At 68.2% G+C, this 14,130-nt stretch carries 11 protein-coding genes; 7 read left to right on the forward strand and 4 right to left on the reverse strand.

The annotated features are described in order from the left end of the window. Nucleotides 1–39: 39 nt before the first annotated feature. Genes PGB26_RS07940 through PGB26_RS07950 form a run of 3 tightly spaced genes read right to left on the reverse strand, consistent with a single transcriptional unit; the run spans nucleotide 40 to nucleotide 3,912 of the window. Nucleotides 40–1,563: a PucR family transcriptional regulator gene (locus PGB26_RS07940; RefSeq protein WP_271637102.1), complete on the reverse strand. Its 1,524-nt coding sequence runs from the start codon at nucleotides 1,561–1,563 to the stop codon at nucleotides 40–42. Further along, a complete protein-coding gene (locus PGB26_RS07945; RefSeq protein WP_271637103.1) occupies nucleotides 1,560–2,642 on the reverse strand; it encodes a DUF917 domain-containing protein in 1,083 nt (360 codons plus the stop codon). The genes PGB26_RS07940 and PGB26_RS07945 overlap by 4 nt, the downstream gene beginning before the upstream one ends. Continuing rightward, nucleotides 2,626–3,912, reverse strand: coding sequence for a hypothetical protein (locus tag PGB26_RS07950; RefSeq protein WP_271637104.1), 1,287 nt, complete (start codon nucleotides 3,910–3,912; stop codon nucleotides 2,626–2,628). Before PGB26_RS07950 ends, PGB26_RS07945 begins: the two co-directional genes overlap by 17 nt. A 215-nt stretch (nucleotides 3,913–4,127) precedes the next feature. Here PGB26_RS07950 and PGB26_RS07955 point away from each other — a divergent pair, with 215 nt between their 5' ends. From PGB26_RS07955 to PGB26_RS07980, 6 genes are all read left to right on the forward strand, one after another. Then, entirely contained in the window at nucleotides 4,128–4,448 is a 321-nt protein-coding gene (locus tag PGB26_RS07955) for an antibiotic biosynthesis monooxygenase (RefSeq protein ID WP_271637105.1), read from the forward strand. Between the two features lie 33 nt (nucleotides 4,449–4,481). After that, nucleotides 4,482–5,513, forward strand: coding sequence for a sugar ABC transporter substrate-binding protein (locus tag PGB26_RS07960; protein WP_271637106.1), 1,032 nt, complete (start codon nucleotides 4,482–4,484; stop codon nucleotides 5,511–5,513). Nucleotides 5,514–5,516: 3 nt separating this feature from the next. Then, on the forward strand, nucleotides 5,517–7,043 hold the full coding sequence (locus PGB26_RS07965; RefSeq protein WP_271637107.1) for a sugar ABC transporter ATP-binding protein: 1,527 nt from the start codon (nucleotides 5,517–5,519) through the stop codon (nucleotides 7,041–7,043). After that, the gene (locus PGB26_RS07970) at nucleotides 7,040–8,023 is read left to right on the forward strand and encodes an ABC transporter permease (protein ID WP_271637108.1); all 984 of its coding nucleotides are present in this window, start codon (nucleotides 7,040–7,042) and stop codon (nucleotides 8,021–8,023) included. Before PGB26_RS07965 ends, PGB26_RS07970 begins: the two co-directional genes overlap by 4 nt. A 112-nt stretch (nucleotides 8,024–8,135) precedes the next feature. After that, a complete protein-coding gene (locus PGB26_RS07975) occupies nucleotides 8,136–10,184 on the forward strand; it encodes a hydantoinase/oxoprolinase family protein (protein ID WP_271637109.1) in 2,049 nt (682 codons plus the stop codon). Nucleotide 10,185: 1 nt separating this feature from the next. Further along, nucleotides 10,186–11,892, forward strand: a complete 1,707-nt coding sequence (locus PGB26_RS07980; protein ID WP_271637110.1) for a hydantoinase B/oxoprolinase family protein — start codon at nucleotides 10,186–10,188, stop codon at nucleotides 11,890–11,892. A 68-nt stretch (nucleotides 11,893–11,960) separates the two neighbouring features. Here the strand turns inward: PGB26_RS07980 and PGB26_RS07985 are convergent, their stop codons facing one another. Further along, a complete protein-coding gene (locus tag PGB26_RS07985) occupies nucleotides 11,961–13,028 on the reverse strand; it encodes a LacI family DNA-binding transcriptional regulator (protein ID WP_271637111.1) in 1,068 nt (355 codons plus the stop codon). A 185-nt stretch (nucleotides 13,029–13,213) separates the two neighbouring features. On the opposite strand from PGB26_RS07985, the gene PGB26_RS07990 reads away from it, so the two are divergent. Continuing rightward, on the forward strand, nucleotides 13,214–14,080 hold the full coding sequence (locus PGB26_RS07990) for an ABC transporter substrate-binding protein (protein ID WP_271637112.1): 867 nt from the start codon (nucleotides 13,214–13,216) through the stop codon (nucleotides 14,078–14,080). The last annotated feature ends 50 nt before the right edge of the window (nucleotides 14,081–14,130 follow it).

A 14,130-nucleotide genomic window follows, 5' to 3' on the forward strand; every position in this document is an offset into this window, starting at 1 on the left:
GGTTGCGCTGCCTCGTGGCCGGCACCCCGACGCTCGCGCTCAGCTCTCGCTCTCGAGGAACAGGCCCTCGCTGTGCCGGACGGCTTGGAAGAGCAGGTGGATGGGCAGCACATGGGCGGGGTCGGTGAGATCGACGTCGAGCTCTGCCGCGCGGTGGAGCCTCGACTGCACGGTGTTGCGGTGCAGGCCGAGGCGTGCGGCGGCGGTCGATATCGACCCGTTCGCCGACAGGTAGCCGACCACCGCCTTGATGAGGCGAGGCGCTGACGGGTCGGCGAGCAGGCGTGGGAACAGCGCTGCGACGAGCTGCTCGGCGAGATCGACCGGCACGAGGCGGTGCATCAGGCGGAGGGGTGCGCTCTCGAATTCCACGAGCGCATCGGAGCCGGGTGCGTCGCCCGACGTGGTGGGGGGATCCGCCAGACGCGCCGCCAGCCAGGCCTCCCGGACGGCATGCCTCGCCTCGGTGGGGGAGCGGTGGATGCGCGAGGAGCCTCCGGCGATCGGGGCTCCCGCCGCGCGTACGAAACTGCTTCTCACCTGCTCCAGTGCCCTCGTGCGCTGGCCGGGATCCTCGGCGGGCAGGAACCCGATCCAGCCGCCGTCGAATCGGGCGAGCGGGGCTTCGGGGAACGCCATCAGCCAGAGCTGATGCACGAGCGCGCCCACCCGGTCGGGCTCGGACGTGAGCAGGCACACGGCGAAGAAGGAACCGTCGAGGGGCGCCTGCGGCCGGGTCCCGATCTCTCCTGCTTCCGGATCCGTGAATGACGCGACGGAAGCGGAGCCGGTGAGAGTGGTGATCGAGATCGCCGGAAGTGACGAGCGAGTCGCCTTCAGGCGCTGCTCGAGCAGCAGTGCCCTCACCGAGGACGCCGCGCCGGCGAGCAGCTGCTCGCCGAACACCACGGCCTGGGCGGGCACCCTGGCGAGAAGCAGGTCGGGTTCGGCGTCTCGACCCTCTGCGCTCGTCCCGAGGCGCGCCCTCACCAGCGACGAGCGCTGCGATTGTGCTTCGCTGCCGGCAGGCACCGGCGACGCGAGGGTGCGAGCCCCCGACGATTCGATCCACACCTCGGCGCCACCGAGCTCGTCGGAGAGCATCTCGACGGCCTGCGCCGGCCCCGGCACGTCGGCCAGCCGGTCGACGACGGCGCGCACGCGCACCATCGCCTCGGCGCGTGCAGCTCCGATCCGGATCGCGGCATCGATGGCCAGGCGGGTCATGTCGCGACGGGTGGTGAGCAGCGAGACCTCCAGGCGCTTCGCCAGTTCGATGACGGAGGCGGTGAACGGCTGCTCAGGGACGATGAGCGCGCACGCCCGGCGCTCCCACGCGTAGCGCAGGGCTGCGGAGATCATCCAGCCTCCGCGTGCGGCGCCTCGCGCGAGCAGCACCACGGTGTCAGGGCCGACCGATCCGATGTCCTCGAAATCGGAGACCAGGGCGAGGTCGCGAACGGGACTGCGGTCGGATACGAGGTGCAGCACGGAGAGCCCGGTGAGCTCGCGGGCATCGATGAGGTCGCGCAGCTCGACGGCTCCCGCAGACGATCGGTTCATGTCGGGCCTCTTCCTCGGTCGGGCAGCAGCGAGTGCAGTGTCTCGGGAGCGGCCAGGCGACGGCCCTCCGGTGTGTACCACTGCGGAGCCGCCGGAAGCACGACCAGGTCGAGCGTGTTGCCCACCCACAGGTCGTCGAGGCTGGCGACGCGACCGTCATCCGGATGCAGCATGGTGATGATGTCGGGGATCACCGCCTCCGGTGCGCCGTCGACCATCAGCAGGAGCAGCTCGTTCTGGATCTCCAGCTGCACGAAGCGACCCTGCGACTCCTCGATGAGCACGACGCTCGACGGGTGATCCGGCTCGCCGGCGGGCGCGGGGCGGGAGAGTCCGGCGACGTCCGCGACCCGAGCCCGGATGATCCGCCGCACGCCCTCGCTCCGGCGGAGCCGCTGGTGCTTCTCGCTCGTGGTCGCGTCGGAGTCGAGGATCCTCCCGATGCGCACCATCCTCGACACGCTTCCGAGCACCCCTGTCCGGGCGAGGTCCCTGGCCGTCATCGGGTAGAGCGCCGTCGCCGACCAGCCCCCGAACTCCTCGGCCAGGGCTCTGACCAGGCGCTCCGCCCGCCGGGGCTCGCGCACGCGCAGGAACGCGGATTCTCCGACGGGGCCGGTCGCAGCCAGCGGCCCTGCAGGAAGGCCGGCAAGGGTGAACAGCGACTGGAACAGCAGGGGGAACACTCGCCCCATCGGATCGGCATCGATGACGGGGCGCCCGAGCTGCATTCCGGTGAGCAGGGGGACCATCGAGTTCACGTTTGCCGCCGCGAGCGGGAACAGCCCCTCGATGCGCGTCTCCAGCTCGCGTTCGAGCAGCTCGACGCTGCTGACGAACTCGTCGCCGGCCGGCCGCAGCTCAGACAGCGGCAGTCCGTTGTTGACGAAGCCGACGGCGGCGACGAGCGCATCCTCCTCGAGGTCCTCTACACCGAGCAGCTCGGGCGCCTCATTCCCGTTCGCCATGCGCGCGAGGATCCGGTCCTGCTGCTCATCGCACCACTCCGGATCGGCGGCACAGGCGAGGAAGAGTGCGCCCGTTCGCAGGTGCCGGACGTCTTCAGCGCTGAGCTGCACGGCGCACCCCCCTGTCGAGCAGGTCGCCGACGGGGTCGCCGGCGACTCCCCTGACACGCACCGAGACGACTCGCGCGTGCTCGTAAGTGGTGGCCACGAGCTGCGATTCCAGGATGCGGACGGACGACGGCAGCGCCCCGAAGGCGGCGAGCCTGCCACGGACCCGCGCCTCGGCCGCCTGCAGCTCCTGCGCCATCTCCGTCGCGTTCACGGCGCCGACGGTTCCGAGGGCCCAGTCGGAGAGCGGAGCGCAGGCGGCTCCGAGCGCCCGCAGGTCATCATCGGTCTCCACCGCGCCTTCATCGTCGAGCCAGACGGGCAGCGAAGCTCCGGCGACCCGCACGAGCCGGGGCGCCGGCGTCCGTCCGTGGAGCAGGATCTCGGTCGCGGGAACCAGGTGGGCGGCCTGCGTCGACAGGCGGGTGTCATTCCAGCGCAGCCGCGGTATAACGGCAGGCGTGCCCGCGCGCAGCGTCCCCAGTGTGAGCCCCTTCTCGGTCGCGAGCAGGAGATCGCCGTCGTCGAGTCCGCAGAGCGCCGCCGCACCCAGGAACTCGATCGGAGCGGCCGAGAAAGCCGAGTGGATGGGCTCGGCAGGGAGCCGGCTGAGCGGCACACGGCCGCCGTCGTTCCGCGTGACCGAGAGGCGGGCCTCGGGGAACCGGCGCCCGGCGACGAGTGCGAGTGAGGTGGCGAGCGTCTCCGCGTCGGGAACGAGCGCGTCGTTCAGGATCGCCGTGTGCTCTCGGGTCGCGAAGGAGTTGCTGTCGAAGGCGTGGGAGAACACCACGTTGAGCGGCCCGCCGTGCTCGAGCAGGATCTCGCCTGCGGCGAGTTCGTGCGCGGGGTTGACGAGCGCGCCGACGCTCGTGATGACGACGCGGGATCCGGCCGGGATCGCGGCGGCGGCCGCTCGGAACCCCTCGGCGTCGAACGGCGCGAGCTCCTCGCCGAGTGTCGTGTGTCCTCCTCGAACGTGAAGGATGGGCGCGTCGCCGGCGCGCGGCTCATCCGCGAGCGCGACGGGCGGCCGGGGAGCGATGCGGACGAGGGCGAGCGGCGCGGCGTCCGTGCGGTGCAGCACGCCGCTCAGGTCGAACACGATCGACGACACCGTATCCGCGGATTGCGCGATGCGACCGAGTAGCCGGTCGACGGACTGCTCGACCCGGGCCCCGATGACCGCGTCTTCCACTATCGAATGCGTCCGGTCCGGGCGCAGCAGCGCGGCGGCGACGCGCCGCTCCAGCACTGCGATACCGACGCGCATGCGTCCGCTCCCTTGCGAATCGTGGTTCGGATACCTGGCGTGTGTCCCTGCCGGTATCAGTCAGTTCATTCTTTTGCATTTCAGGATGCTTCCGCAATGTGCAACTTGCACAGAGGCACTCGATGCAAGGTGGATAGCTTCATGGGGCAGCGCCGCGGATCGACCGAACCGCACCGCCGCAACCCGTCGATCGAGACAATGGAGTACGAGACCTGATGATCCGCTCAGTCCTGACCCTGCACACGTCACCAGCGCAGGCGGAGTCCGTGCTGGAGCTCTACCGCAACGAGGCGATTCTGCAGGAGTCGCTCGACCTGACCCGCGCCGTCAGCTCGGAGATCGCCACAGCGATCGACGGGTCGGGGGAGATCATCGTGACTGCCGTGTGGCCCGACGAAGCCGCGTATCAGGAGTGGCTCGACCACCCGAATCGCGGGCGCACCGCCCCTGAGCTCTCGGCGCTCCTCGCCGATGCCCGCATCGGGGTCGGTCGGCTGTACGAGGTCGACCACCGCGTGTCCAGAACCGAGATCTGAGCCCACCCGAACCCCTCACGAAAGAAGAATGCAATGACGCACCTCCCACGGATCATCGCCGGCGCCGGCATCCTCGCGCTCGGCGTCTCCCTCGCCGCATGCACTGCCGACAGTGGCGGAAGCGGTGACGGCGACGGCTTCTCGATAGTGTTTCTCGCGTCCTCGTCCCAGAACGGCTACAACCAAGCTGTGTACGAGGGCGTGCAGAACAAGGCGAAGGAGCTCGAGAAAGAGCTCGGCATCAGCATCACGACCAAGATCCAGGACGGCCAGTTCGACGCCAACACGCAGCTGTCTCAGCTGCAGAACGCGGGCACGACCGGGCAGGCGAGCGGTGTCATCGTCGTGCCGCAGGACGGACCGGGTCTCGCCGCGGCATTCCCTCTGGGCAACGACATCCCCGTCGTGTCGGTGCTGAACCCCATCGGTCCTGACATCGACAAGATGGAGCCGCAGACCGAAGGCGTCGTGTCGACCGTGGCCTCGCCGCCTTCGGCGGGGGCCGAGCGCCAGGCGGAGACCGTCGTCGAGTACTGCAAGGAGATCGATCCGTGCAAGATCGGCCTGCTGGCAGGGCTCCTCAACTCGCCGCTCGACGTCGCTCGCATCGCGGCGTGGAAGGACGTCCTCGGCGCGCACGACAACATCGAGATCGTCGGCACGGTCGAGGGCGCCTACGACCGCGACAAGTCGCTCACGGCGGTGTCGAACCTTCTGCAGGCGAACAAGGACATCAACGGCATCCTGAGCAACGCCGACCAGCAGACGATGGGCGCGCAGATCGCTCTCGAGAACGCCGGAATCGACCCGTCGTCGATCTTCCTCACCGGCGGAGGCGGCACCACCGAGGCAGTGAAGGCGGTGCGCGAGGGGAAGTGGACGAACGACTACCTCAACTACCCGGTGAGCATGGGAGAGGCTGCGCTCGAGCAGCTGATCAACAAGCTGCGCGGAGAGAAGGTCGAGGCCGTCGTCGACGCGGACACGCTCGTCGACCTGCCGCCGATGGTCACCAAGGAGGACCTCGAGGCAGCGCCCGACTTCACCGGCGAGTGGAACGGCTGATCCATGCAGGATGCTGCCAGCGGACCCGTCCTGGTCGAACTCCGCGGAGTCGACAAGCGCTTCGGCGCGACCCAGGCGCTCGACGGTGTGTCGCTCGATGTGCGCGGTGGCGAGATCCACGCGTTCGTCGGCGAGAACGGCGCAGGCAAGTCGACTCTCGGCAAGGTGATCGCCGGCATCTATGCCGCTGACCGGGGCGAGGTTGTCGTCGACGGCACCGCGGTCGACCGGTGGAACCCGGGGATCGCTCAGCGACGGGGGATCGTGATGATCGCGCAGGAGCTCGCGCTCGTGCCCGACCTGACCGTAGGACAGAACGTGTTCCTCGGCGCCGAGGAACACCGTTTCGGCATCGAGCGGCGCAACATCGCAGAGCGCTTCGCGGCGCTCGACGCGCAGATCGGATTCGGCCTCGACCCGGGTGAGAAGGTGCGTGACCTGCGCATCGCAGATCAGCAGAAGGTGGAGATCCTGCGAGCCCTCGCACGTGATGCGCGGATCATCGTCATGGACGAACCGACCTCGTCGCTGACGGCGCACGAGATGGAGCAGCTCGAGGACCTGATGCGGACGCTCCGCGATCGAGGCTGCTGCGTGATCTACGTCTCGCACTTCCTGGACTCGGTTCTGGGCGTCGCCGACCGCATCACGGTGATGCGAGACGGTCGCCGTATCGAGACCGTCGACGCGGGAACGGTGTCGAAGCACGAGCTCGTGACCTCGATGCTGGGCCGAGAGATGGAGCAGGCGTACCCGGATCGCCCGCCACGGCCTGAACCGGTGGACCCGCTCCTCTCGGTGCGGGAGCTGCGCACCGGCACGGGCGTCGAGCGGATGAGCTTCGAGGTGCGCCCAGGCGAGATCGTCGGCATGCTCGGTCTCGTCGGCAGCGGCCGTACGGAGTGCCTGCGTGCGGTGTTCGGCCTGGACCAGGTGGTGTCAGGTGAGATCCGGTTCGATGGCCGCGACTGGGTCGGCCGGACGCCGAAGGACTCCATCGACGCGGGGCTGGTGCTCGTCTCGGAGGACCGTCACAAGGACGGCCTCGTGCTGCAGCGATCGGTGCGCGAGAACATCGGTCTGTCGAGTCTGCCCGCCCGCGCGCGCGGCGGGATCGTCGATCGAAGAAGCGAGAAGCGCATCGCGCGGGATCTCGCGGAATCGCTCGAGATCCGGCCGCCGGACATCGAGCTTCCCGTCGGATGGTTCTCGGGCGGCAACCAGCAGAAGGCCCTGCTCGGAAAGGCGCTCGCCGCGCAGCCGAAGCTGATCATCCTCGATGAGCCGACCCGCGGTGTCGACGTCGGCGCGAAGCGGACCATCTACGAGCTCATCGTCCGCCTCGCCGCTCAGGACATCGGGGTGCTGCTGATCTCGTCTGAGCACGAGGAGATCATGGAACTCGCTCACCGTGCCTATCTGGTCTCAGAGGGCCAGACCTTCGGGGAGGTCATCCCCGAGCAGACCACCGTGGAAGATGTTCTGTTCCAGCTCTTTCACGTGACCACAGGAGAGGAGTCGGCAGCATGACGGAGGCCGCAAACACCACCGTGACGCGAACCCGCGCCCGCAGCAAATTCTCGGCGAAGGAGCTCGTCATCGAGTACGCGGTGCTGCTGCTGCTCGCCGCCGTGCTCGTGGCGCTCGCGATCCTGTCGCCGTCGTTCTTCACCTTCGGCAACATCGTCAACATCCTGAATCAGAACGCTCCGCTCGTGATCATCGCCGCGGCCGGGACCTTCGTGATCATCTCGGGGAACTTCGACCTCTCGACCGGCGCGATCTACAGCGTCGCCGGCGTCGTGGCGGCGTGGCTCGCGGTGACCACGGGCAATGTCGCCCTGGCGCTGGGTGCGGCACCACTGATCGGCATCGTCCTCGGGGCGTTCAACGGCACGGTCATCACCCGCCTCCGGGTGCACTCGTTCCTCGCGACGCTCGCATCGTCGATGATCTTCACGACGATCGCCGTGCTCACCACCGGGGGCAGCCTGATCACCGTGACGACGCCCGGGTTCACGACGCTGGGGCGAAACCGCGTCGGAGGCGTCTTCATCGCGGTGCTGGTGATGATAGTCGTGGTGGCGATCCTCTGGTTCGTGCTGTCGCGGACCCTGTTCGGTCGCCGGGTGTATGCCGTCGGCGGCAACGCGGAGGCGGCTGAGCTCTCCGGCATCCACGTGGACCGCACCCGCATCCTCGTGTTCGTGATCAGCGGTCTCGCCGCCGGCACGGCCGCGGCGATCGGCGTCTCGCGGATCGCATCGGGGCAGCCCCTTGCGGGCGCCGGGCTCGAGCTGAGTGCGATCGCGGCGGTGATCCTCGGCGGCACGAGCATCTACGGCGGCATCGGGGCGGTATGGCGATCGGTCGCGGGCGTCTTCCTCATCGCCCTGATCGGCAACGGCTTCGACCTGCTGAATCTTAACCCCCAGCTCAAGGACATGGTGACCGGCTTCATCATCCTCGCGGCGGTCGGCCTCGCCGCGGCGGGGCGAGACAAGCGCTAGCCGCCACGCGCGGCACCTCCCCGCAGCATTCCGGCGGCAACGGCCCGGGCCACCCCGGGTCTCCACGGGCTGCTCGAAAACATCAACGATCCCTTACGGAAGGACCCCTGCAATGTCCGAGAACGTCCGAATCGCCATCGACGTCGGAGGCACATTCACCGATGTGGTGAAACTCGTGCCCGACACCGGCGAGCTCCGCTTCGAGAAGGTTCCGACCACACCGAGCGAACCGACGGCGGGCGTGCTCGCCGCCTTCGAGAAAGCCGACGCCGACCCCGCCCAGGTCTCGACGTTCAACCACGGCAGCACCCTGGGCCTGAACTCACTGCTGACCCGCACGGGCGCGCGTATCGCGACGATCGCGACGCGCGGCTTCCGAGACGTCTACCTGCTCGGTCGCACCGACCGAAGGGTGATGTACGACATCGCCTACCGCAAACCGGAGGCCCTGCTCGAGCGGTACGACACCTTCGAGGTGACCGAGCGCAGCATGTTCGACGGCTCGGTCGCGACGCCGTTCGACGACGACGACGCCCGCGAGGTCGCTCGTGAGATCCTTCGTCGCGGGTATGACGCGGTGGCGGTCGCCTTCCTGCACGCCTATGCGAACCCCGCGCACGAGCTGCGCATGCGCGAGATCCTCGCGGAGGAGGCGCCGGGCGTCGAGATCACCCTGTCGCATGAGCTCTCGCGTGAATACCGCGAGTACGAGCGCACCAGCACTGCCGTGCTGGACGCCTACATCAAGCCGATCATGCGCAGCTACCTGAAGGCGCTCGAAGGCGAGTTGGAACGGCGCGGTTTCGACGGACGCTTCCTCATGTCGCGCTCGGGCGGAGGGGCGATGACCGCGTCGTCCGCGCGCGAGCAGCCCGTGAACCTGATCCTCTCCGGGCCTGCCGGCGGTGTCGTCGGCGCCGCCGCCTTCGCGAAGCTGATCGACAGGCCCAACCTCATCACGATCGACATGGGCGGCACCAGCCTCGACGCGTCGCTGGTGCAGGACGGCAACCCCGTCCTCTACCACGGCGCAGAGTTCGAGGGACTTCCCATCAACACGCCCTCCCTCTACATCCACACGATCGGCGCCGGCGGCGGGTCACTCGGCTACCTCGACGAAGCCGGCGCCCTGCAGGTCGGACCGAAGAGCGCCGGCGCCATGCCTGGACCGGCCGCGTACGGCCGTGGCGGAACGGAGCCCACGTTCACCGATGCCGCCCTCGCCATCGGCTACCTCGGGACGGACACTCCGCTCGGCGGTGAGCTCACGCTCGACCGCGAGAAGTCGCTGGCGGCGCTTCGCCCGATTGCCGAGGAACTCGGGCTCAGCGTCACCCAGCTGGCGCGCGGGATGGTGAAGATCTCGAACACCAAGATCATGGGCGCCGTGCGCGCGATCACCATCGAGCTCGGTCACGACCCCAAGGACTTCGCGCTGCTGTCATTCGGCGGCGGCGGGGGACTCGTCGCGGTCGACGTGGCGCGTGAGCTGGGAATCCCCGAGGTGATCGTGCCTCCGGGGCAGGGGGCCTTCTCGGCGCTCGGGATGCTGATGGCCGACGTGCAACACGACTACTCGCGCACGAGCCTGCAGGCTCTCGACGAGCTCGACGCCGATGCGGCCGATGCGCTCTACGCAGGTATGGAAGCGGAGGCGCGCGAGACGCTGCGTGCCGAGGGATTCGACGACGACAGTATGCTCTTCCACCGGGTCGTCGCCGTGCGGTACTCCGGCCAGGAGCACGCGGTCACGGTCGATTACCCCGAGAACAGCACGGACCCCCGAGAGGCCATCCGCTCGGAGTTCGACCGTCTGCACCTGCGCCAGTACGGCCACACCATGGACGATCCGATCGAGACGACGACGCTGCGCCTCGGCGCGGTCGGCATCGTCGACAAGCCGGATCTGCCGAAGGCGATGCGCCGTCCGGAAGGCGAAGGACCCGAGCTGCGAACGCGCACGGTCGTGCTCGACGGCGACGAGACCGCGGAGTACGCCCTGGTTTCGCGTGAGGAGCTCATGGCCGGCGACGTCATCGAAGGGCCCGTGGTCGTGACCGAGCACACGGCGACCACTGTGCTGCACGCCGGCGACCGACTCGAGGTCGGTGCTTACGGCGAGCTCATCATCTCGATCCAGTACGCGAAGAAGGGGGCCTGACGTGGCCGACGCCATCACCACCGAAATCATCAGGCACGGCCTGCTGGCCGCCGCCGAGGAGGTCGCGCGCAACCTGTGCCGCACCGCCTACAACACCGTGGTCTACGAGATCCACGACTACGGCATCGGGATCCACGACGCCAACGGAGACGTGGTCGCGGACGCGCCGGGTATCGCGGTGTTCACCAGGGGCAACGATGCCGGCATCAAGCACTCGATCGAGTTCCTCGGCCGTGATGCGATGGAGCCCGGTGACGTCTTCATCATCAACTTCCCCTACTGGTCGAGCGCCCACACACTCGATCCTCTCGTCTTCGCCCCGATCCACGTGGACGACGAGCTGATCGGGTTCGCCTCCTGCCGTGTGCACGTGACGGACCTGAATCAGAAGGATCCGGGCTACGTGCTCGACTCGACCGACCGCTCGCAGGAGGGGCTCATGCTCCCAGCCTCGAAGCTGTACCGCCGGGGCGAGCGCAACGACGATGTGTTCAACATCATCCGATTCAACAGCCGCATGCCCAAGCACACGATCGGCGACATCCAAGCGCAGGTGTCGGCGTGCGTGACGGGCGTGCGCCGCACGCAGGAGCTCGCGGACAAGTACAGCGTCCGAACGCTCACCCAGGCGATGGTGACCATCAACGAGCACGGTGCGAAGCTGGCCAGGCTCGCGCTCGCCAAGCTGCCCAAGGGCACCTGGAGCGCGGTCGACTACGTCGATGACGACGGCATCAACAAGGACGACCTCGTCAAGCTGCAGTGCACCGTGACGGTCACGGACGAGGAGATGGTGGTCGACTGGACCGGCAGCGCCGAGAACGTCGAGGGCCCCATCAACCTGCCGCCGGGCCAGACCGAGGCGCTGTCGAGCCTCATCTTCAAGTCGCTCACGACTCCGGACTCCCCGGTCGTCGCGGGCAACTTCGCCCCGTTGAGGGTGGTCACGGTGCCGGGGTCGGTCATGCACGCCGTGCCGCCTATGCCGACATTCACCCTCTGGACAGGTCTGCTCGCGGGCGAGGTCATCCTGAAGGCTCTGGCACAGGGCATGCCGGAGCTGGTTCCCGCCTGCTCGGGCGGCGACGTGTGCTCGATGATGGGCCTCGGAGTGAACCCACGCACCGGTGAGCCGTGGCAGGAGGCGACCAACGAGGCGGTCGGCTTCGGCGGCACCGCGCACCACGATGGCGAGGACGGGATCATGCATCTCTCGGAGCCCGGCTGCCGGAACAACCCTGTCGAGGTGCTCGAGGCGAAGTCGTCGATGATCATCGATCACTACGGCTACCGCCCCGACACAGGCGGGGCTGGTGAGCAGCGGGGTGGCGTGGGCGTCAGCCGCTCGTACCGCTTCACCGCCCCCGCCACCGGCATCTGCCTGGTCTACAAGACGAAGACGGAGCCGTGGTCCATCGCCGGCGGGTCGGAGGGCAAGCCGAACCGGATCGTGATGAACCCCGGAACCGATCGCGAGGTCATCCAAGGCGGCAGCTACAACCGACTGGAAGCAGGCGACGTCCTCGTCAACCAGACCGGTGGAGGGGGCGGCTACGGCGATCCGTTCCGCCGGGACCCTGCCGCCGTCGCCAATGACGTGCGTAACGGGTTCGTGTCACGAGGCGCTGCAGAACGGGACTACGGGGTGGTCGTCGGGTCCGACTTCAGCATCGACGAGGCAGCGACCGCCGCGATCCGCGGCCGCTGAGTCAACGAAGGCGGTGCGCCCCGGAATACGGGCGCACCACCTTCGTCTCCTGTCCCGCACGGGGCCCCTCATCTGTTCGGTGGCGGCGCCACCGACCCGCGTTCGATGAGCGTCTGAGGTAGGACGGTCGTCTCAGGGGGGCGACCGTCGCCGCGAATGCGATGAAGCAGGGTCCGCGTGGCCTGCTCGCCGATCTCATGGATGGGCTGCTCCACCACGGTGATCCCGGGGGTGGTCAGGCTCATCCACGGAGCGTCGTCGAATCCTGCGAGCGACAGCTGCTCGGGGATCAGGACACCACGCTCCTGTGCGGCCTTGAACACCGCCAGCGCGATCAGGCTGTCGGAGGCGATGATCGCGGTGACTGCGTCGTCGCCGTCGAGCAATCGGGACGCGAGGGCGTCGACGCCCCTGCGTCGAGCGTTGAGGTGGACGAAGGATTCAGGGCGCGCCACTCCCGCAGCGGACAGTGTCTCGACGAAGCCGACGACTCGATCGGCGACCGCAGATGACGACAGTTCCTCTCCGGTCAGGAAGTCGCCCTCATGTGCGAGCGTGGAGATGAAGGCGATGCGCCGGTGACCGGCGCCGAGCATCAGCTCCGTGAGCTTTCGCGCACCCCCGCGGTTGTCAGTGATCACGGCGTCGACGTCGACCCCGGGCACCGTACGGTCGAAGAGAACCAGCGGCCTGCCTGCGTCCAGCACAGGTTGCAGATTGCCGGGCTCGAGCGACGATGCCGGCGCGATGAGCAGGCCGTCGACCTGCTTCGCGAGCTGCACGGCGACAGCTTTCGCCTCGACAGATGGTTCCTCGTCAGAGTTCGACAGGATGAGGTCGTAGCCGGCTTCAGCTGCGACATCGGCTGCGCCGCGAGTCGCCTTCGCGAAGAACGGGTTCTCGATGTCGCCGATGATGATGCCGAGCGTGTGAGATCGCCCTGTGCTCATGGTGCGCGCGAGGGCGTTCGGGCGGTACCCGAGCTCGTCCGCTGCTTTCTGCACCCGGTCGCGCACGGCGTCGCTGACGGCGCCGTAGTCCCCGAGCGCGCGGGCTGCCGTCGCCTTCGACACGCGAGCGGCGCGAGCGACATCGCTGACCGTGGCCTCTCGGCGCCCGGCTCCCGTTTCACTCATGTCGCCCTTTCTTCATTTCCGTGACCGGTGGGTTCCAGACGTCGAACCTGTCGGTTGACGTCCCACTCGAAGCAGTGTAGCGTCCATCGAAACGAATTGAGACCGGTCTCAATCGAGTGTTTTGAGACCGGTCTCACAACAGGCCGACATCACCCGAAGCATCAGCAGTTCAGAGAGGAACACCCATGAGCATCCGCTCCACACTCCGCCGAACGGCCCTGGCCGCCGTCGCCGCGACCGCCGCGCTCGCGCTCGCCGCATGCTCGCCCTCCGCCTCGACCGGCGGCGGGGGAGACGCCGCCGAAGACAACCCCTACGGTCTGATCACGCCCGGCGAGATCCGAGTGGCAAGCCTCGGTGACTCCAAGCCCTACACGTTCACCGACGAGTCCGGCGAGTTCACCGGCTTCGACGTCGAGCTGTTCACCGACGTGGCGAACCGCATCGGCATCGAGAAGGTCGTCTTCACCGGTCAGGACTTCTCCGGTCTGCTCGCCGCCGTCGCGAACGGCCAGTTCGATGTCGGAGTGGCCGCGATCGGCATCACCGATGAGCGCAAGCAGACGGTCGACTTCTCCGACGGATACCTCGCCGGCTACCTCACGGTGATGGCGAGCCCCGACAGCGACATCACAGACGAGGAGAGTCTCGCCGGCAAGCGTCTCGGCGTGGTGCAGGGCACCCTGCAGGAGGCCTATGCGGTGAAGAACTTCACCGACACCGAGCTCGTCCGCTTCCCGGACAACAACTCGGCGATCTCCGCGGTCAACAGCGGCTCCATCGATGCGCACTTCCTCGACTACGAGGCCGCCAAGGAGTACGCCGAGCAGTACGGCCTCGAGAACGCGATCGACATCCCGTCGTTCGATGCGCCGGCCGGCTTCGCGATCGCGAAGGGCAAGGACGAGTTCAAGGAGGCGCTGAACGACGCTCTGCACGATGCGATGGAGGACGGCACCTGGAAGGAGCTCTACGAGAAGTGGTTCCCGGGCTCCCCGATGCCCGACCAGTACCTGCCCAGCGACGAGCAGGGCGAGGGCGACGGCGAGTAATCGCCTCGTCGGTGCGGGGCCTCGGCCGACGCGGCCCCGCACCTCGAACA

The organism is Microbacterium sp. nov. GSS16, assembly GCF_028198145.1.
In the GTDB taxonomy this organism is placed as follows: Bacteria; Actinomycetota; Actinomycetes; order Actinomycetales; family Microbacteriaceae; genus Microbacterium.